Genomic DNA, 19,707 nt, shown 5'->3' on the forward strand with positions numbered 1-19,707 from the left:
TTAATCCACACCTTCAAGCCCGGATAATTCCCGGTCAAATTTCTTTTTTATCTTGTCTGCCCTGTCTGATATTTCCGTAAGGGTGTCAAACAGGGTTTCAATGTCCGATTCCAGTTTAGCATGTTCTTTGGATAAGGTGGCAATTTTTAATCCGTCCTGGTCCTGGGAAGCATCAAGCAGTTCTTTGTTCACCCGGGCCATCTTGGTTTCCTTTGCCTCTATCTCATTTTCAAGTTTGCTTATTTTTTTATTTAAGGGTGTCAGCTGCTTAGACCTTTCGGCCACAATTTCTGATTTTTTTTTGCGCAGTTCTTTTTTGGCAAGCGGCGCGCTTTTTTTTTTCTTTACAGGGATCAGTTCTTCATCTTCCCATCCCTGTTTTTCAAGAAATTCCTGATAGGAACCTTCAAATATGTCGATGCCGCTGGACGTAAATATCACCAGGCGGTTAGCCAGGGCATGCAGAAACATCTCATTATGGGTAACAAGAACCACGGCGCCTTCAAACGCATTTAAGGCCGCCACAAAGGCATCACTGGCTTCAATATCAAGATGGTTTGACGGCTCATCCAAAAGCAGAAGATTCAAAGGCCGGATCAGAAGTTTGCCCAGCATGACCCGGGCTTTTTCTCCGCCGGACAGCACACTGACCTTTTTCAGGGCCGCATCCTGCTCAAACATCATGGCACCGCAGATGTTTCTGGCGGCCTGGCGGTCTGTTTCAGGATAGGCATGCAAGATCTCTTCTTCCACAGTGAACTGGGGGTTTAAGGTCTGGATATTGGTCTGCTCAAAATATCCGGTCTCTATACCCGGATTGGGTTTTACCCAGCCTGCATCCGGCTCCATATTCTGACTGATCAGTTTAAGCAACGTGGTTTTTCCTTTGCCGTTTTTGCCGATCACGGCCACACGGTCACCGGGGTATACGGTCAAGGAAAAGTTTTTAATCAAAGGGGTGTTTTTTTCGTACCCAAAACTCAAATTTTCGGCAGTCAGTACCTGTTTGCCCGCAAAAGGCAGGTAGTTAAAGGAAAAATCCAGATTTTTAAGTTCTGCCAGTTTATCCTTTGTTTCAAGCTTGGCCAACGTCTTGATCCTGGACTGCACCATGTTGGCCAGCCTTGCCTTGGCCCTGAACCGGGAGATGAACAGCTCAATCTCTTTTTTGCGCTTCCCCTCATTTATCCGGGTTTTTTCATATATCTCTTCATCCTGGGCCACCTGAAGATAATATTTGGCGGTGTCTCCGGGTATCTTTTTCATCTTGCGCCGGTGAATCCCCACAACATGGGTGACCACATTATCCATGAATCCACGGTCGTGGGTAACCAGGAGTATCTCCCTTGGCCAGGAGACAAGAAACCCTGTAATCCAGCGGATGGATGTAATATCCAGATAATTGGTGGGCTCGTCAAGGATTAAAAGATCCGGTTCGGACACCAACACCTTGGCAAGGTTTAAACGCACCTGGTAGCCACCGGAAAACGCCATGGGATCCTTTTGCATGTCCTGGTCGGAAAATCCCAGACCTGACAGGATTTTTTCAGCTTTCCAGAAATGGTCACGCTCATGATCAGGCAGGCCAAGCATGGCCTCTTCAAGAACAGTGGCTCTGCTGAATTTGATATGCTGGGAAAGCACGCCGATCCGATATCCGCTGGGTATAATAATGCGCCCTTCATCGGGGTGGTCCATGCCTGCGATTATATTTAAAAGCGTGGTTTTACCATGGCCGTTTCTTCCCACCAGGCCCACCCGTTCACCGGAATTGATCTGCATGCCGGTATTGTCAAGCAGTACCTGATCTGCGAATCCTTTAGTGATGGATTCTATATTCAGCATTTTTTCCTCCTGTTGCGCCTGCCAGGCGGCGATAAAGTTCCAGCACACATCATATTTAAAAGGGCAATACTATCATCGAAGCAGTGATTTATAAACATTTTATTTGACTTGATTTTTACAAAGTTTTAATAATAGCGGTTAACATTTGGCAGACTTTTATTAAGAAAATCGAATACCGGCTGGTTCCACGGCTTGAACAAGCTGAATATCAACATGTCTTTAACCATTAAGACTGAAACCATAAAAGCGGTGATTTAAAATGACCAAATACATCTATGAATTCGGCCCTGATAAAACAGAAGGGGATGCAAGTCAGAAAAATCTTTTGGGCGGCAAAGGCGCCAACCTTGCAGAAATGGCAAAGCTGAAACTGCCTGTTCCGCCCGGCTTCACCATATCAACGGAATGCTGCAATCACTATTTTGATTTAAACGGACGTTTTCCGGATACCCTTGAAGAAGAAATTCTCAATGCCCTGGCCAATATTGAATCCCAGGCAGGCATGGTGTTCGGTGACCCGGAAAATCCATTGCTGGTATCCTGCCGGTCCGGTGCAAGAAGCTCAATGCCCGGAATGATGGAGACCATATTGAATGTCGGCCTGTGTCCCGCCACGATCCCGGGACTGATCAAAAAAACCAATAATGAATGGTTTGTTTATGATGCCTACCGCCGGCTGATCATGATGTATTCAGATGTGGTCATGGAAAAAGCGGAACAGCTCCGTCCCAAGGATGGCATGGGTATCCGCCTGAATCTTGAAATGATGATGAACAATCTGAAAAACGACAAGGGATATAATAATGACACGGATATTTCAACCGAAGATTTAAAAGCCCTTTGCGAACGGTTTAAGAAAAAAATCAAGGAAGACCTAGGCGCTGATTTTCCCGATACCCCCAAAGATCAGCTCATGGGGTCCATCGGCGCTGTATTTAAAAGCTGGAACGGCAAACGGGCAGTATCCTACCGCCGCATTGAACATATCCCGGACACCTGGGGCACGGCCGTCAATGTCCAGACCATGGTTTTCGGCAATATGGGCGACACCTCTGCCACAGGCGTTGCCTTTACCAGGGATCCGGCCACAGGGGACAATAAATTCTATGGAGAGTGGCTGGTCAATGCCCAGGGCGAGGATGTGGTGGCAGGCACCAGAACCCCCAATCCTTTGAACACCGACACCAAAAATTCCCAGAATAAACACCTGCCCTCCCTGGAAGAATCCATGCCCGAGCTTTACAAGCAGTTGTTTGATATCAGGAATCTTTTAGAAGCCCATTACAAGGACATGCAGGACATTGAATTCACCATCCAGGAAGGCAGGCTTTACATGCTCCAGTGCCGGGTGGGTAAGCGCACCGCGACCGCTGCCCTGAACATGGCCATGGATATGCTTGAAGAAGGCACCATTGATGAAAAAACCATGGTATGCCGTCTTGATCCTAAAATTCTGGATGATATGCTTCACCCCATTGTGGACCCGAATGCGGAAAAAACAGCGGTAAAAGTTGCAGAAGGTCTGCCCGCAGGGCCTGGGGGGGCATGGGGACATATCGTGTTCACGGCCGAAGATGCGGTTCAATGGGCCAAGTCAGATAAAAATGTCATTCTGGTCCGTGAAGAGACCAATCCCGAAGATATTGAAGGGATGCGGGCGGCAGCCGCCGTTCTCACAGCAAGGGGCGGCATGACCTCCCATGCGGCCCTGGTGGCCAGGGGATGGGGTAAGTGCTGCATTGTTGGTGCCGGAGCCCTTAAAATCAATCTTGAAACCAAAGAACTTCGTGTGGGAACCCGGGTGTTCAAGGAAGGAGAAATCTTCACCCTTAACGGCACCAAAGGCATGGTATACCAAGGCCAGCTCAAAATGAAGGACGCATCGGAAAATGTCAGATTCAAAGCATTCATGAACATTGCGGATAAATACCGGGCCATGCAGGTCCGCACCAATGCGGACACCCCGGCAGATGCCATGACAGCCCTTGATTTTGGGGCCCAGGGTATCGGGCTTTTCAGAACAGAACACATGTTCTATGGTGCGGATTCTGATAAAGCCCTTTTCCTTTTGCGCAAAATGATTTTAAGCAAGACCCATGAAGAGAGAGAAGTCGTCCTTGAAGAATTGTTCCCCTTTGTCAAGGAGGAGATCAAGGCCACCCTGCAGGTCATGGATAATCTGCCCGTGACCATCCGCCTGCTGGATCCGCCCCTGCATGAATTTGTGCCCCAGTCACGGGAAAATCAGCAGGAGATTGCCGATGCCCTGCACATTGACATCGAAGAGGTATTCAAGCGCAGCGAGCAGCTTTTAGAATCCAACCCCATGATCGGGCACAGGGGGGTAAGACTTGGCATCACCTATCCTGAAATCTCCCATATGCAGGTAAAAGCCATATTTGAGGCCTGTGCAGAACTGATCAAAGCAGGTAAAAATCCCATGCCTGAAATCATGGTGCCTGTGACCTGCAACGAAAAAGAGCTGGCCTTTGTCCGGGATATCGTTACCCGGTGCCATGATCAGGCGCTTAAAACCTACGAAATAGACGCCATTCCCTATCTGTACGGCACCATGATTGAAATCCCGAGAGCGGCATTGATTGCAGATAAAATGGCAGAATATGCCCAGTTTTTTTCCTTTGGCACCAATGATCTGACCCAGATGACCTTTGGTTTTTCAAGGGATGATATCGGCTCTTTCATGAACGACTACATTGACAATGCCATCCTTAGCTTTGATCCCTTTGAGACCCTGGACCAGGAAGCAGTGGGAGGCCTGGTGACAACGGCGGTGGAGCGCGGGCGCAGGACCCGGCCTGAAATCAAGCTGGGCATCTGCGGAGAACACGGCGGGGACCCCGAATCCGTCATATTCTGCCATAAAGCAGGACTGAACTATGTATCGTGTTCACCCTACCGGGTACCCATTGCCCGGCTGGCTGCAGCCCAGGCTGCCATTATGTATCCTGACTGCCGATAAAACACAGAGTCCGAACACCAATCAATGTCATAAACTTAAGCATTGAGATTTCATTTTACCACGAAGAACACGAAGTTCACGAAGATATTAGAGTACTAAACTTCGTGTTCTTCGTGTTTTTAATCTGAAAGTTTCTTAACTTTATGACATTGAGGGTTTAGTTCAGGGTATTGAGCATGGATTCCCAGTCCTTCAACTTGACAATGGCCTTGATGGCATACTTCTGGCACAATTTTCAGAGTACGGTGTTTAGGATAGAAGTCCTTTTCCTATAGCTTTCCGTTTGATGCTCAAAACCTTTGGACGAGCCCCCCGCTTAAATTTAAAGCCCAGTCCGATACGATAAATTTCAGGGATATAAAAACGAAATTCCTCCGTAGAATCACTAGTATCCTCATACACAACACCCAGTTTTTTTAATTCAATCAATGATGCTGTGCTATCATCGGGCAGCAAAGATTTTGAAAAAGGAATAACAAGATCACCCTCTACCCCTGCTTCCAAAGCAGTGGCCCAGCGCTCAAAGACTTTGGATTCCTGTTTAAGTTCTTTAACGCGATCTATACTGCATCCGTTCATTGCCGAACGTATGGCCGCAGGAGGAAGTAATCGAGTTTTCCATTGTGCGGAGGATGGTGTTTCCGAGGCTTTTGCAGCTTCTTCGAGGAATCGGACGACATCTCTTGCTTGAAGATATCCTTTAAAATCTGATAAGGCCCCGTATACCCAGTTGATTGTGTATGCTTCTTTTGAATTATCTTTACCCAGTTTAAGTCCCCATAGTTTTTTTAATTCTTTTGATAGTTGACTTTTATTCATAGAAGACGGGTCTAAATCAGACTCTTTTTCAAACGCTCCGGAACTTGTAGCAAGCCATAACACTAAGCGCAAGAAAGCGGTTTCATTCCATAAAAGCCGAAAGGCTTCATATTTTTTTTCAAATTGTCCTGTATTTTCTCTTTTTGCACTGCCAAGGTAATCCTGTCGAAGAAAAATAATCAATCCAATGTTTCGATCACGAATTTCACTAAGCCGTGCCGGGATATTCAACAAAGCTAACACTGCATTCTGCTGATCTGTATTGGAATGGATATCAGGAAACAGGTTTTCCAACCCATCAAAGAGAAGAATTATTGGCGTTTCTTTCAGAGCATCATTAAGTTGCCGAAAAGTTGTTATACTACGATCGTTTCCGGCAACGCCCTTAATGATCTGCTCTTCCCAAAAAAATTTCCATTCAGACTCCGAATGTGTTTGATCCCTAAAAATCTCCAAACCGGTCTTAAACCCATCATAATCAAACTGTTCAAACCGAGGCTGGTTATTTTTCAGCTGTTTTATAACCGGGGAATCTCCTCCAATTTCATTTGAACGGAGAATCGGAAAAAAATCCGCATCTATCTTTGTTTTACCAGGCTCAATACGATCACAGAATTTTTTATAACTCATAAATCCTGTCATGCGCATAAAGTGAAATGTTTTGCCCGATCCTTTTGTCCCCAAAGAGACAACAAGAGGTAAGGTATTGAAGTATTGCCTTGGAAATTCTTTAAAAAAATTTGTTTTTAAGAAATCTTCGGATTCTGTATTTTCAGCAAAAACATATTTGGAACAGAACGTTTTTAATTTCATCACAGGCGAAGGAAAATCTTTATTATCAGACAAGGTATCGTCTTCCAAATCGTCCGCTGCTTCCAATCCTTGGAAATAATCCTTAAAAATGTCAATTAAAGTACCTGAATTATCCCACACATCCTCCCAGGATCTAATATTTAGCAACTCAGTTTTGAATGGCGTCGACTGGATTGAAATCGGCTCTGTAAGTAATTCCTCAGAAGCGTCCGAGCTTAATTCACTTTCACTTCCAAATATAGCACTTTCAAAACGGGCTCTGGCATTTATCAACCGGTTCTCATCTTGATCCGGCGGCACCATGGAAATGATAATCTCCGGCAGCATCTTTCTTTGAGGCATGGGACCGGTTTTATTTACTTTAGCCATCTCTTTTAAAACCAACTCCGTTCCATAGAGCGACTGCTCAGACAGAGTTGTCACCAGGAATCGGTCAACATACGGATCCAATAAAAATGGGGCGCTTAACTCACTGATTCCGGCTCTTAAATCAATGAATACATAATCGGCATCGACCTGTGTGGCAAGCTTGTCAATACTTTGCCTTAACTTCCATGGATGATCACCCTGGGAAAGATGTTCAGGCTTGACATGAATCTGAAATAGATCGAGAGGATCGCTGAAAGCGGGTAAAACAGTGATTTTCAGGTTATCGGTACCATGTTCGAACCGCTGAATTTCTTGGGCAAAATATTGGATTACCTCATCTGTGGTATATCCGGTTTCAGGATCTGAGTATTGTATTGCATCTAAGAACTGGGTAAATCCTACCTCGGCAGCACCCCCGGTTCTATTCTTCTCCCAGAACGTAATACCAGGTGCTTCCAAATCCCCATCAATGACCAATACTTTTTTTTTTGTTCCTGTTTCATTAATAACTTCGTTGAGGGATTTGATCATTGCGGCCAGATGAAGTGTCCTGCCGACGCCACCTTTGAAGGAATGAAACGCTAGAATTTTATGTTCAGGCTCAGGGACTTTGGATAATGCGTCATCTGAAAGAAATACTTTTGAGAAATAGAGATGATCAAATCGGGGTCTTTCCTGGAATTGAATATGATCAGCCATACCGATTTCGATTGAAATATTCATTGTTGCGTGGCCGATATCCAGGTAAATTATGTTTTTTTCAAAATTATATGTATCCTGATTTGGAAACCATTCTTGAAAAGCCTTTTGTATGAGTTCTATATTTTCCTTTTGCTGTTCAACTATAATTTCATCCGGATAAAAATGCAGTTTTTTAATGCTTTCAGGCAACCTCCTGAAGTTGTCGGTTTCTTTTCGAATTCTGCTTTTTACATCAAGCCAACTAAGAAGTTTCATTATACTAACTCCTCCTGCAACCAGGAATCAATCTTTTGTAATTTTCCTTCAAGTTTACTTTTTTCTTCTGAATTTATAAAAGTACCTCCATATCTCAAGGCCTGGTGCAAATCTGTGAGCGGTACAGTTTCAGGTGTTTTAAAACGGGTCAGAAACTGGAAATTTTCAGGAAGACGATGGGGAGAATGAAGTTTAGATAGAAGGCCTCTCAGATCATGAGTCAAACTGCCGGGCCTTTGATCTTCAGGAATTTTAAATGTGTCTTTTATGTTTTTGCGTTTAAGCAAAAGGGCTTTAATTCCACACTCAACAGCATATATAAACAATAACATTTTTGCATTAGTGCCGGGACTATTTTTCCCGCACTCCTGCATCAGATGCCGATAGGATTTATCCAGATTCTTCTGACTAACATGAATCATATCTTTTCCCGGCAACAGTGTCTTTATAATAAAAATGCATATAGCTTTATAAATTCAACCAGTTGAAATTAATATGAGCGGCATTAAACTACAGGCAAGTTACTGCCATTGCCTGGTTTGGCGGTGCCTAACGGTTAAACGTCAGATCAAGCTTTTCCTTTTCCATGGCAGATATGCGTGAAATCTCTTCGGGGGGGGCGCCTTTTTTTATGCCTGGGCAGGAGTTTGCCATGATGTCCCAGTTTTCAGGATGGTTAATCAGGGCGTTTATGAAGGGCCAGGCCCGGCACATATAGGGTTTGACCGGATGGATGGTGCACTGCTTTTGGGGATCAAAGAAGATGCAGCAGCCGTCTTGTCCCAGTGTCAGTACAGGCCTTGACCCGGACATGTCACAATATTTTTCCACAAAGGTGTCAGGATATGCCTGGATATAGTCGCAGATTTTTCTGATATCCTTTTCTTCCACATAGGTGCCGCCAAATCCTTTGCAGCACTGACCGCATAATTTACAGTCAAAAATACCTTCTGGTGTCATCATTTTTTTAAACCTTGTACCGTTTTTCCATGGCTTTCTGCATGGTCAGGGGATCCACATACTGAAGGTCCCCGCCCATGGGTACGCCAGATGCAATCCGGGTGATGTTGATTTTTCTCAGATCCAGCTTGCCCCGGATATAGGCGGCCGTGGCTTCGCCTTCCACATTGGTCCGGGTGGCAAGGATGATTTCCCTGACGTCGTTGCCCCGGACCCGCCTGAACAGTTCGGCCAGACGGATGTCTCCGGGGCCGATACCGTCAATGGGGGACAGGGCACCGCCGAGGATGTGGTACACGCCTGAAAATGCGCCTGATTTTTCAATGGCCGCCATGTCAGTGGGATTTTCCACCACGCAGATCAGTCCTTTGTCCCGGCCGGGGTCTGAACAGATCTGGCAGGTTTCCCGGTCAGTCAGTGCAAAGCAGGATGCGCACAACTTGACGTTTTTTTTCAGTTCAATGATATCGGCAGCCAAAGCAGCAGCCTCATGGTCCGGGGCATGAAGAATATGAAGGGCCAGGCGCTCTGCTGTTTTCTTGCCTATCCCCGGCAGGGTGGAAAGCGAATGGATCAGCTTGACAATGGCTTCGGGATAATAGCTCACAATGGGTTCAGGTTCTTTAAAAAAAGAGATTACAGGCCTGGAATATTCAGGCCTCCGGTCAGTTTTCCCATTTCAGCGGAGATCATTTCCTGGGATTTATTCAAAGCGTCATTCACTGCAGCAAGCACCAGATCCTGCAGCATTTCAACATCTTCGGGATCGATCACCTCTTTTTCAAGAATAATGGATTCAATTTTCTGGGCACCATTGGCAACCACTTTTACCATGCCGCCGCCTGAGCTGGCTTCAACGGTTTTAGTTGCCAGAGCCTGCTGGGACTGCAGCATTTTTTTCTGCAGTTTCTGGGCCTGTTTCATCATGTTATTCATATTGTTCATGGGTCAGCTCCTATTTTTATATTGGGGGTTTTTTATATAATATCTGCGTCAAATAAACGTACCGCGTGCAGGACCATGGGATGGGCTGCCGCGGCTTGTTCAGCCTTTTGCCGGTCATATTGCTGACGGCAGGTCTTATCATCCGCACAGCCATTGTCTTCTATACGTACCTCAATGGATTTTCCTAAATGCTTTTGGCCCAGTTCTGCCAGCGTTTTGGTTGCGTTGTTGAGCCTGGATGTTTCAAACCCGGAGCAGGATGCCAGGGTTACAATGACCTTGTCCGGGGCTGATGTGTCTGCCTGGCCCTTGGAAAATAAGCCGAAAATAAAGGGCTGCTCATGTTGAAGTATTTCCATGAACCCGGACCAGCTTGCAGGCCTCCGGTGTTCTTTAACCTGTTCTTTCTCCTGGTGCACAGGGGTGTCAGATTCCAATGAACCGGGTGAATCGGCAGGGATGTCCGGCGGTAGTATCTGGGCCAGGTTAAGTTCATAGGGTGGTGGTTCCGGCATCGGCCGGGGTGAGCCGGTACCGGGGACCTGTTCTGCAGGCAGAACAGATGCCTGGTTGAGATTATTATTTTGTTGCGGGAAAGGTGAACCGGCACCGGCCTGGTCCAGACGGTTCTCCATCCGGCGTGCTAAAAGATCCACCTTGGTGATGATTTCATCAAGCCGGGTCTCAGGCTCAATCTGGATCATTTTGAGCAGCACCATCTCCACGGCGGTCTGGGTGTGGGATGCGAAGCGCACAATGCTCTCCTCCTTTAATAGAAGGTCCAGCAGCATCCCAAGATAGGCCGGCGGCAGGTTTTGGCACATCTGGTCAAGCTCAAGCTTTTCCGTTTCAATCATATTGAGCACAGGGCTGTTTTTCCCGCACAGCCGGATGATGTTCAGATTCCTGAACTGGGCAATGATACCGGAATAAAATTCTTTCAAATCCATACCGGAGTCATTGATTTTACTGACAAGCTCAATGAGGCAAGCCCCGTTTCTTTCCAGTACGGCCGACGATATGGAAAAAAGAACTCTCCGGTCCGTGGTCCGAAGCCTTTGGGCCACTATTTGCCGGCCAATCTCTTTTTCAGGCCCGGCTGAAAGAATCCTGTCCAGCAGGCTTAAGCTGTCTCTGATGGAGCCGTCCGCCTCCAGGGCGATCAGTTCCAGCCCTTCTTTTTCAACGGTATAGCCTTCTTTTCGGCACAGATTCTCCAAGTGCGCGCAGATTCTGTCCAGTGAAATTCGTGACAAATCATGGCGCTGGCACCGGGACAGGATGGTGGCCGGGATTTTATGGACTTCCGTGGTGGCAAAGATGAAAATAACATGATCCGGGGGCTCTTCAAGGGTCTTGAGCAGGGCATTGAAGGCAGCCACCGAAAGCATGTGGACTTCATCAATGATATAGATTTTATACCTGGCGGCAGAGGGCATGTAGGCCACATTGTCCCTCAGTTCACGGATCTGTTCCACGCTGTTGTTGGATGCGCCGTCAATTTCAAACACATCTGCACAATGACCGTTGATAATGTCTTTGCAGATTCTGCATTCATTGCACGGCGACGGGGTGGGGCCGGCCTGACATGTCAGGGCCTTGGCCATGATGCGGGCAATGGTGGTTTTGCCGGTGCCCCTGGGACCTGCCAGCAGAAGGGCATGGGCCACCCTGTTCCCGGAAATGGCATTGGTCAGGGTCGTGGTGACATGATCCTGTCCAACAACATCTGAAAATGTCTGGGGACGATATTTTAATGCCAGAACCTGGTAAGACATGGTGTATCCAAAGGCCGTTGATGTTTCTTTCAATAAAAAGTACAAAGTTTTATACCAGAGGGGGTGTTAAGGGTCAATGTCGGAGGGGGAATTTGTTTCATTTGCGGACTATGTTTAAAGATTGTCAAAGGTTCGGGATCTATACCCCAGGTACTTTTTCAATTTTATTGGCCTTGACAATCGTTGACCGGTTTTATATATTCCATTTTAACGATTTACTTGAAGCCGGGATTTTAAAGTTTGGCAGAAATGAAAATATTTATCAGGGTCATGAAAGCATTATCTGATCCCAACCGGGTGAAGATGATGAAACTGCTTCAGCACCGGCCTTTATGTGTCTGTGAAATCAAGGAATGTTTAGGCATTGCCCAGTCCACTGCAAGCAAACATTTGAAAATACTTGAGGATGCCGATCTGGTCAGAAGTTTCAAGGATGGGCTGTGGGTCAATTATTCCCTGTCCGACGGCAATGGATCACCCTTTGCCGCAAGCATGATCGGAAATCTGAAACACTGGCTGGGCAATGATGCCCAGATTCAGAGACTGGAGAATATCCTTCCGGGAATTGACCGGCATAATATTGTGGGCAAGGGATAAGATAAATTGTCGCCCTTTGGGCGGGTTTTAGGTTTTAGGAAATGGAACTTCCTATACGCCTAAATATAGGCTCATATATCGTTAAATGACCATGTATGGATTAAGGAGGCGTATGGATTCAAATACAGCAGATACCGGCCCGGTCCGGAAAAAAGAAAACATGCAGCTGGTGCTGAGCCTGTTCCTGGGGACGGCCGGTGTCGTTTTGTGGTGGGTGGTTTACCGGCAGCTGTCCGGATTGTCCAAATGGCTGACCTATGATCTTTTACCCATTGATAAGGGATCTCATCTTGGCAGTTCCATTGAATTTTTTCTTTATGACACACCCAAGGTCATGATGCTGCTCTTTCTGGTGGTGTTTGGCGTTGGTATTATCCGAAGCTTTTTTACCCCGGAGAAAACCCGGGCGTTTCTGTCCGGGAAAAGCGAATTTGCCGGCAATGTGTTTGCCGCACTGCTTGGGATTGTAACGCCCTTTTGTTCCTGCTCTGCCGTGCCTTTGTTCATTGGTTTTGTGACCGCCGGTGTCCCCCTGGGTGTCACGTTTTCGTTTCTGATCTCTGCGCCCATGGTCAATGAAATTGCCCTGGGGCTTTTATATGGGCTTTTGGGATGGAAAGTGGCTGCCATTTATTTGGGCACAGGGCTTTTCATTGCCATTGCCGCCGGTTGGGTTATCGGGCGGCTAAAACTTGAAAATCACATCGAGGAGTGGGTGACCCAGGCCAGCATGGCTGCCGTTGAGCTGGAAGAGGAAAAGATGACATGGCAGGACCGGTTTGTTTACGGCTGGGATGCGGTAAAAGAGATCATCGGACGTGTCTGGATCTACGTTATTCTGGGTATTGCCGTGGGAGCCGGCATCCACGGGTTTGTTCCGGAAGGCGTCATGGCATCGGTCATGGGCAAAGATGCCTGGTGGTCTGTGCCCGTGTCTGTGCTGATCGGGGTGCCCATGTATTCCAATGCAGCCGGTGTTATCCCTGTTGTTGAAGCACTGCTGGGCAAAGGGGCGGCCCTGGGATCTGTCCTGGCATTCATGATGAGTGTCATTGCCCTGTCATTGCCTGAAATGGTGATTTTAAGAAAGGTGTTGAAACCCAGATTGATCGGCGTTTTCATCGGTGTTGTATCCTGCGGTATTTTGTTTGTGGGGTATCTGTTTAATCTGATTTTATAAAAAATGATGGTGTTTCATAAAAAATGATTTTGATTAAAAGGAGTGATTAACATGGAAATCAAAGTATTAGGCCCGGGATGTGCCAAGTGCGGTAAAACCGAAAAATTGATCCGGGAAGTGATTAAGGAGGCGGGTGTGGATGCAAGCGTTGAGAAGGTGACTGATATGCTGCAAATTGCGTCATACGGCGTGTTTGGTACGCCTTCGGTTATTGTGGATGGTGAAGTGAAGTGCGTTGGCAAGGTGCCCAAAAAAGATGATGTTAAAGCCTGGCTTGCCGGGTAGCACGGGAAATATACGAAAATGTTCGTCAAAAACACCACCAAATAATTTTTATGAAGGAGAAGACGATGTCCGAAAATTGTTGTTGTTCAAACAGTCAAACTATGATTCTTGCCTGTTCCGGCGGATCCAACGTGGGCCAGCTTTCAAACCAGGCTGCCATTGAACTCACTCAACAGGGTTTTGGAAAAATGTTCTGCCTGGCGGGTATTGGGGGCGGACTCAGCAGTTTTGTCCAGTCTGCAAAGGATGTGGACAAGCTTGTTGTGATCGACGGCTGTGAGATAGGATGCGCTAAGGCAATTCTGGAAAAAAGCGGGATAGAGAATAAAAATTATACCGTGATTACCGACCTTGGCATTGAAAAAAACAAAGAGCTTAAGCTTAAGCCCGGGGAAATTGAGATGGTCAAGGATGCCCTGACCAAAGGTGCAAATCAATGACAATAGGTGCCGGAACAATTAAAACCCTGATGCTTTTTGCGGTGCCTGCTTTGGTTGTTCTGTCAGTAACCCAGACCGCCTGGCCCCTGGATTTATCTGAAATTCCGGAAAAAGGGACCATTACCATGATCGATCTGGGGGCAAAGAAATGCATTCCCTGCAAAATGATGGCCCCGATTTTAAACAAGCTTGAAAAAGCATATGAAGGCAATGCCCGGATTATTTTTATAGATGTCTGGGAAAACAGGGATCAGGCGGCAAGGTTTGAGGTCCGGGCCATACCCACCCAGATTTTTTTCAATGAAAACGGTAAAGAGGTGTATCGACATCTTGGTTTTCTGGATGAAGCTGATATTGTCCGGCGATTGACGGACATGGGAGCAGAAATTCCGAACCTGGAGACAAAGGAATAATGTATGCCTGACTCCCTGTTTCTGACGGTTAACCAATGGATGACGGGCAGTATGATGCTTGCGGCTGCCGGGTGTTTTTTATGGGGCGTTATCAGTGTATTGTTCAGCCCCTGTCATCTGGCATCCATCCCTTTAATTGTCGGATATGTCGCCGGTCAGAGCACCATGGTCCGGCCCCGTCAAGCAAGTTTTTATTCTGTTTTGTTTACAGCAGGCCTTTTCATAACCATTGCGCTGACAGGGACTGTCTGCGCCTTTCTTGGCAGGATGCTCGGTGATGTGGGCGGCTGGTGGCAGGTTCTGATCGGCGCTATTCTGATCTGGATTTCCCTGGATATGATGGGGATCGGGGTATGCGCTGTGCCGGGAACTGTACTGTACCGGCTGAATCTTAAGGGGAAATGGGGGGCTTTTGTCCTGGGCCTTGGTTACGGCCTGTTATCCGGGTCCTGTACCTTTGGATTTATTGCACCGGTGCTGGCCATTATTACCGTCCAGGAAAAGGTGGCCACAGGAGTGGTTTTAATCCTTCTTTTTGCCCTGGGTCATTGTTTGCCCATTGCCGTTGCGGGCAGCTTTGCTGCTTCAGTGAAAAGGCTTGTTGAAAACCGCGTCTGGAGTGGTGCCGGTGCATGGTTCAGAAAACTGGCCGGGGTTACCATTGCAGGCCTAGGCGTATATTTTATTGCCAGTCCCTTTTTATATCATATCCCCTGAAAGGAGAAGGTCAACAAAGGGCGCAATAGGTTCCGGGTTAAGGCTCCATCCCCCCCCTGCAGCCACCAGGGGGTGGATGTGGTGCCGGTCAGATGGCCGCAGGGGAAGGCCCGTTGCCCGCAAGATACGGACAAGATTCAAAAAGCCGTTTTTAAATAAAAATGGCCTCCTTCGCCTTTACAGGACCAACGGTCAGGGCTGGCTTTGCATCTTTTTTTCATTGATTAATCGGCTTTGCGTCTTAAAAAAGTGGGAATCTCCAGGTCGTCATTATCAAAATTCATGCCGTGGTCCTGGCCCAGGTTGCTATCTCCCACCACGCGTTTGTGGCGGACAACACGCACCGGGTCATTCCAGTTGGCCATATCCTCTTCTGTGGCGTCCCTTACAATCCCCCTGGCAATGGGATCCTGGCGGCCGGCAGGCGTGGGCTGCCCCATGTTCGGTGTGCTCTGGCCATAGACTGCCTGGTTCCCGTATGTGCCGTTGGCAACAGTTGTCTGCTGGGGGTGCTGGGCATAGGCCTGGGCGATTTGAGGATCAAATCTGTGCATATTTTCAGCATGAGCCGGCTCGTCCATACCAATCCCCGTGGCAATGACGGTGATGCGGATTTCATCCCCGAGTTCTTCGTCAAAGGTCTGGCCCCAGATGATTTCAGCCTCGTCACCCACTTCCTGGTAGATGCGGTCACAGGCTTCGGTCATTTCGTCAAGGGTCAGATCGGAACTTGATGTGATATTCATCAGCACGCCCTTGGCACCGGATACGGAGATATCTTCCAGCAGCGGATGGGAAATGGCCCGTTCAGCCGCTTCCGTGGCCCGGTTTTCGCCCGAGGCAATACCAATGCCCATTAACGCCTTGCCGGCTTTCTGCATGGTGGTTTTTACGTCGGCAAAGTCCAGGTTGACGTGTCCGGGCATCATGATTAAATCGGTGATGCCTTTGACAGAGTGGTGCAAAATTTCGTCGGCCTTGATGAACATGTCCTTCATGCGTGCCCCTTTACCGGCAATCCCGCGCAGCCGGTCATTGGGGATGGTGATGACGGTGTCTGTAATTTCCTGCAGTTTTTTCAAGCCGTCCAAAGCTGCCCGTTCCCGTTTTTTGCCCTCAAAGGAAAAGGGTTTGGATGCAACCGCCACGGTGAGAATGCCCAGATCCTTGCATATTTCTGCAATCACAGGTGCGGCGCCTGTGCCGGTACCGCCGCCGAATCCGGCGGTAATAAAGACCATATGGCTGTCTGCAAGGGATTCGCGCAGTTCATCCATGCTTTCCAGGGCCGCATCCCTGCCCACATTGGGATCTGCACCCGCCCCAAGCCCTTCGGTGAGCTGGGTGCCCATTTGAATTTTAACTTCGGCCCTGGAGTGTTCCAGGGCCTGGGCATCGGTGTTGGCCACAATGAATTTAACACCCTGAAGCTTGGCGTCGATCATGTTGTTGACTGCGTTGCTGCCGGCACCGCCGACACCAATGACCTTAATTTTAGCCGTGTTGTTATTCTCCACATAAGAAAAAGTCATATCCAACTCCTTTAAGGATCTAAATAATATTTTTAAACCATTGTTTCATTTTATTTAAAATCATCTGAAGCCCATGGGAATCGTTCTTGGCAACCTGGGTACGGCTGCTTGTCTGTGATCCGAAGATGACGAGTCCAACGCCTGTGGCGTATGCGGGGTCTTTAACAATATCTTTGAGTCCGCCGATACGCTTGGCTTCACCAATACGAACAGGTACGCTGAATACGGATTCTGCCATTTCAGCAATGCCGTCCATGACAACGCTGCCGCCGGTGAGGATAAATCCGGCAGGAAAGCTGTTTTCAAGTCCGTTGGAAAACAGCTCCTTTTTCAGCAGGGAAAAGATCTCCTCCACCCGGGGTTCCAGGATCTCGGCAAGAATCCCCTTGGCCAGGCGCTTGGGGGCTCTGCCGCCCACCGCCGGCACCTCAATGATATCGCCGTTCTTGACGTTTTGCGGTATACAGGTGCCGTGTGTTTTTTTAATCTTTTCCGCTTCGGGCAACGGGGTGCGAAGCCCTACGGAAATATCATTGGTCAGGTTATGTCCGCCCACGGTAAGTTCGTAAATGAATTTCAGATTGTTGTCTTTGAACAGGGCCAGGTCAGTGGTTCCGCCGCCCATATCGGCCAGGATGCAGCCAAGTTCCTTTTCTTCATCGGTGAGGACAGCATAGCCCGAGGCCAGGGATTCAAGGGCAATGTCGCAAACCTCGAGACCTGCCTTGTGGCAGCACTTGATAATGTTGCGCGCTGCAGATACCGCACCTGTGATGATGTGGATCTTGGCTTCCAGGCGCACGGCTGTCATGCCCACGGGGTTCTGGATAGACGTCATTTCATCCACAATAAATTCCTGTGAAATGACATGCAAAATTTCCCGGTCCGGGGGGATGGCAACCGCCTTGGCCGCATCAATGACCCGTTCCACATCCATTTCGGTGATCTCCCGGCCTTTGATGGCAATGATGCCATGGCTGTTGAACCCTTTGATGTGGTTGCCTGCAATGCCCACGTAAACGGAAGATATATTGCAGTCCGCCATAAGTTCGGCTTCTTCCACAGCTTTTTTAATGGAATCCACAGTGGACTCTATGTTCACCACGGATCCCTTGCGAAGCCCTGTGGAGGGGTGGGAGCCCACACCGATGATGTTGATCTCATCATCAAGCATCTCACCCACCACTGCGCAGATTTTGGTGGTACCAATGTCAAGTCCCACCAGTAATTTTTCGGTTCCCTGCAAGTTAGACCCCCTTTTCTATAGTATTGTGGGCAGCATCTTCAGTTGTAACAAACACCTTTTCCAGGCTGAAAAGATCCATGGCTGATATGGTTTTGTCCGGGTAGTTGGTCTCCATATAGTTCCGGACCTGCCTGGCTCTTGCAAGTTTTTCTTCAAATCTGTCAAACCCGAGTTTAACCGGGAGAACGGTCTTGTTTTCAGCTTTTTTTTCGCCGGAGGGGCCAGGATATCCTGTATCAGGGCAAGTGGTTAATATATTAATGACGATGCCTGTATTGTCGTCTCCCAAAATGGTCTGAATCTGTCCGAATCCTTTGATTTTTAGGATTTCCATCACCGCGTTGAACAGGTCCCCTTCAAACAGGTACGTGCTGTTGGACAGGCTTAAATCCACCCCGGATATAACGGGCAATGCCTTTAGATCATCCTTGGCCGGTTCATACGCTTTAAAGGGTGCTCCCTGGGTGTTGATGACGATGTCTGTCAGGTTTTCAATGGTCACGATGGCCAAGGGTTCCTGCTCTTCGATTTTAATGGAAAGGGTTGATAACAGCTGACGTTTCACCGTGGCCATGCGAATCCATGGATGGGTGTTCAGCTTTTTTTCGAGCATATCCGGCTGCAGTTCAAACATATTGACTGGCTTGTCAAGTCCTGTCTGGGTCAGGACCTCGTCCCGGGTCACCCGGTCAAGTCCGTCAATCATAATGGTTTTAACATCAAAGATAGGGCACTGGAGAACCGCGTCGTGAATGTAGATGCACCCAAAACTCATTGCACCGACAAAGAGAATAAGAAAAATTTTTCCCCAAAGGGCTTTGCCGCCGGAAAAAATTTTAAGTTTCCGGGTCTCTTTTTCCTGTACCTTGTAGCTGTTTGGAGTAATTTTTTTAGTCGCCAATGGTTTTCACCTCTTCTTTAAGGGTAATCCCGAATTTCTCGTATACGCTTTTCCTTATCTGGACAGCCAGGTTCAGGATGTCACTTGCACAGGCGTTGCCGTGGTTGACAATGAAATTGGCGTGCAGATCAGAGACCATGGCCCCGTTGCACCGGGCGTTTTTTATGCCGGCCTGCTCAATGAGAAAGCCTGCTGGTTTGAAGCCCGGGGGGTTTTTGAAATAACACCCGGCAGATGCCTGGGACACCGGCTGGGTGGACTGTTTTGTTTTAAGGTTGCGGTAAAATTCATCCCTGACGGTTCCGGGGTCAGCTTTGGCCAGGCCAAGCCTGACCTTGAGCACAATACTGTTTTCAAGGGCCAGTTTCCGGTAGGAAAATGGCAGACGGTTTCCGGGCAGCACTGTTGTTTCCAGGGTGGTAAGATCCAACACTTCGATTTCCATGACAATTTGGCTCATGTCGCTGCCAAAGGCCCCTGCATTCATCATGACGGCACCGCCAATGGTGCCCGGGATTCCGGCTGCCCAGGCCAGACCGGCCAGACCTGAGTCTGCCGCATGTCTGCAAATATTGCCAAGACGTTCTCCGGCAAGTGCTGTCAAACAGATCTGGTCTGAAGAGTCGCCGCCTGTGTTCATGTGGGGTGCGGTCTGTTCAATTCCCTGTCTCAGCCGGGTTAAAACCATCACAAGCCCCCGGACCCCTTTGTCCGATATAAGGACATTGGTGCCGCCGCCGAGAATGGTCACCGGCACCCCGGCTTTTTGTGCGGTTTTGGCAAGGGCGATCACCTGTTCCATGGTTTGCGGCAGCACCAGAATATCCGCTGGCCCGCCCACCCTGAAGCTGGTGTACCGGTCCATGGCCTTGTGCGTTTCAGGCGCAAAGGGCGCGAACATCTTTTTTATGTCGCAGCTTTTACCCATGG

General features: G+C 48.1%; 19 protein-coding genes. 7 read left to right on the forward strand and 12 right to left on the reverse strand.

What is annotated here, in order from left to right; genetic code table 11:
* Positions 1–1,845, reverse strand: coding sequence for an ABC-F family ATP-binding cassette domain-containing protein (locus tag Q366_RS05075; protein WP_035236930.1), 1,845 nt, complete (start codon positions 1,843–1,845; stop codon positions 1–3).
* A gap of 259 nt (positions 1,846–2,104) precedes the next feature.
* Here Q366_RS05075 and ppdK point away from each other — a divergent pair, with 259 nt between their 5' ends.
* Positions 2,105–4,825, forward strand: coding sequence for a pyruvate, phosphate dikinase (gene ppdK, locus Q366_RS05080; protein ID WP_035236931.1), 2,721 nt, complete (start codon positions 2,105–2,107; stop codon positions 4,823–4,825).
* 249 nt (positions 4,826–5,074) lie between these two features.
* Here ppdK and Q366_RS05085 read toward each other — a convergent pair whose 3' ends face one another.
* The 6 genes from Q366_RS05085 to dnaX all read right to left on the reverse strand — a co-directional run bounded on the left by Q366_RS05085 (position 5,075) and on the right by dnaX (position 11,466).
* Complete coding sequence (locus Q366_RS05085; RefSeq protein WP_035236932.1) at positions 5,075–7,783, reverse strand: ParA family protein; 2,709 nt, start codon at positions 7,781–7,783, stop codon at positions 5,075–5,077.
* Entirely contained in the window at positions 7,783–8,205 is a 423-nt protein-coding gene (locus Q366_RS05090; protein WP_035236933.1) for a hypothetical protein, read from the reverse strand. The genes Q366_RS05085 and Q366_RS05090 overlap by 1 nt, the downstream gene beginning before the upstream one ends.
* Positions 8,206–8,332: 127 nt before the next feature.
* A complete protein-coding gene (locus tag Q366_RS05095) occupies positions 8,333–8,746 on the reverse strand; it encodes a YkgJ family cysteine cluster protein (RefSeq protein ID WP_035236934.1) in 414 nt (137 codons plus the stop codon).
* A gap of 4 nt (positions 8,747–8,750) precedes the next feature.
* Entirely contained in the window at positions 8,751–9,350 is a 600-nt protein-coding gene (gene recR / locus Q366_RS05100; RefSeq protein WP_035236935.1) for a recombination mediator RecR, read from the reverse strand.
* A 29-nt stretch (positions 9,351–9,379) separates the two neighbouring features.
* Positions 9,380–9,688 carry a YbaB/EbfC family nucleoid-associated protein gene (locus tag Q366_RS05105; RefSeq protein ID WP_035236936.1) on the reverse strand — a complete coding sequence of 103 codons (309 nt, stop codon included), beginning with the start codon at positions 9,686–9,688 and terminating at the stop codon, positions 9,380–9,382.
* Positions 9,689–9,720: 32 nt separating this feature from the next.
* Positions 9,721–11,466 (reverse strand): DNA polymerase III subunit gamma/tau, encoded by a 1,746-nt coding sequence (dnaX, locus tag Q366_RS05110; RefSeq protein ID WP_035236991.1) that lies wholly within the window; start codon positions 11,464–11,466, stop codon positions 9,721–9,723.
* Positions 11,467–11,715: 249 nt separating this feature from the next.
* Here dnaX and Q366_RS05115 point away from each other — a divergent pair, with 249 nt between their 5' ends.
* The 6 genes from Q366_RS05115 to Q366_RS05140 all read left to right on the forward strand — a co-directional run bounded on the left by Q366_RS05115 (position 11,716) and on the right by Q366_RS05140 (position 15,098).
* Positions 11,716–12,063 (forward strand): ArsR/SmtB family transcription factor, encoded by a 348-nt coding sequence (locus Q366_RS05115; protein WP_035236992.1) that lies wholly within the window; start codon positions 11,716–11,718, stop codon positions 12,061–12,063.
* 112 nt (positions 12,064–12,175) lie between these two features.
* Positions 12,176–13,243 carry a permease gene (locus Q366_RS05120; RefSeq protein WP_035236937.1) on the forward strand — a complete coding sequence of 356 codons (1,068 nt, stop codon included), beginning with the start codon at positions 12,176–12,178 and terminating at the stop codon, positions 13,241–13,243.
* 51 nt (positions 13,244–13,294) lie between these two features.
* The gene (locus Q366_RS05125; RefSeq protein WP_035236938.1) at positions 13,295–13,528 is read left to right on the forward strand and encodes a thioredoxin family protein; all 234 of its coding nucleotides are present in this window, start codon (positions 13,295–13,297) and stop codon (positions 13,526–13,528) included.
* A 65-nt stretch (positions 13,529–13,593) separates the two neighbouring features.
* On the forward strand, positions 13,594–13,968 hold the full coding sequence (locus Q366_RS05130) for a putative zinc-binding protein (RefSeq protein WP_035236939.1): 375 nt from the start codon (positions 13,594–13,596) through the stop codon (positions 13,966–13,968).
* Entirely contained in the window at positions 13,965–14,381 is a 417-nt protein-coding gene (locus tag Q366_RS05135; protein ID WP_051957828.1) for a thioredoxin family protein, read from the forward strand. Before Q366_RS05130 ends, Q366_RS05135 begins: the two co-directional genes overlap by 4 nt.
* A 3-nt stretch (positions 14,382–14,384) precedes the next feature.
* Positions 14,385–15,098 (forward strand): cytochrome c biogenesis CcdA family protein, encoded by a 714-nt coding sequence (locus Q366_RS05140; RefSeq protein ID WP_035236940.1) that lies wholly within the window; start codon positions 14,385–14,387, stop codon positions 15,096–15,098.
* On the opposite strand, the gene Q366_RS21905 is transcribed toward Q366_RS05140, so the two are convergent.
* The 5 genes from Q366_RS21905 to murB all read right to left on the reverse strand — a co-directional run bounded on the left by Q366_RS21905 (position 15,081) and on the right by murB (position 19,705).
* The gene (locus Q366_RS21905; RefSeq protein ID WP_342668577.1) at positions 15,081–15,239 is read right to left on the reverse strand and encodes a hypothetical protein; all 159 of its coding nucleotides are present in this window, start codon (positions 15,237–15,239) and stop codon (positions 15,081–15,083) included. The two genes, Q366_RS05140 and Q366_RS21905, sit on opposite strands and share 18 nt — an antisense overlap.
* A gap of 83 nt (positions 15,240–15,322) precedes the next feature.
* Positions 15,323–16,630 carry a cell division protein FtsZ gene (gene ftsZ, locus Q366_RS05145; RefSeq protein ID WP_035236941.1) on the reverse strand — a complete coding sequence of 436 codons (1,308 nt, stop codon included), beginning with the start codon at positions 16,628–16,630 and terminating at the stop codon, positions 15,323–15,325.
* A gap of 19 nt (positions 16,631–16,649) precedes the next feature.
* Positions 16,650–17,876, reverse strand: coding sequence for a cell division protein FtsA (ftsA, locus tag Q366_RS05150; protein WP_035236942.1), 1,227 nt, complete (start codon positions 17,874–17,876; stop codon positions 16,650–16,652).
* 1 nt (position 17,877) lies between these two features.
* A complete protein-coding gene (locus Q366_RS05155) occupies positions 17,878–18,777 on the reverse strand; it encodes a cell division protein FtsQ/DivIB (protein ID WP_035236943.1) in 900 nt (299 codons plus the stop codon).
* Positions 18,767–19,705 carry a UDP-N-acetylmuramate dehydrogenase gene (murB, locus tag Q366_RS05160; RefSeq protein ID WP_035236944.1) on the reverse strand — a complete coding sequence of 313 codons (939 nt, stop codon included), beginning with the start codon at positions 19,703–19,705 and terminating at the stop codon, positions 18,767–18,769. The genes Q366_RS05155 and murB overlap by 11 nt, the downstream gene beginning before the upstream one ends.
* Positions 19,706–19,707 lie beyond the last annotated feature (2 nt).

The organism is Desulfobacter vibrioformis DSM 8776 (assembly GCF_000745975.1).
GTDB classification, from domain to species: domain Bacteria; phylum Desulfobacterota; class Desulfobacteria; order Desulfobacterales; family Desulfobacteraceae; genus Desulfobacter; species Desulfobacter vibrioformis.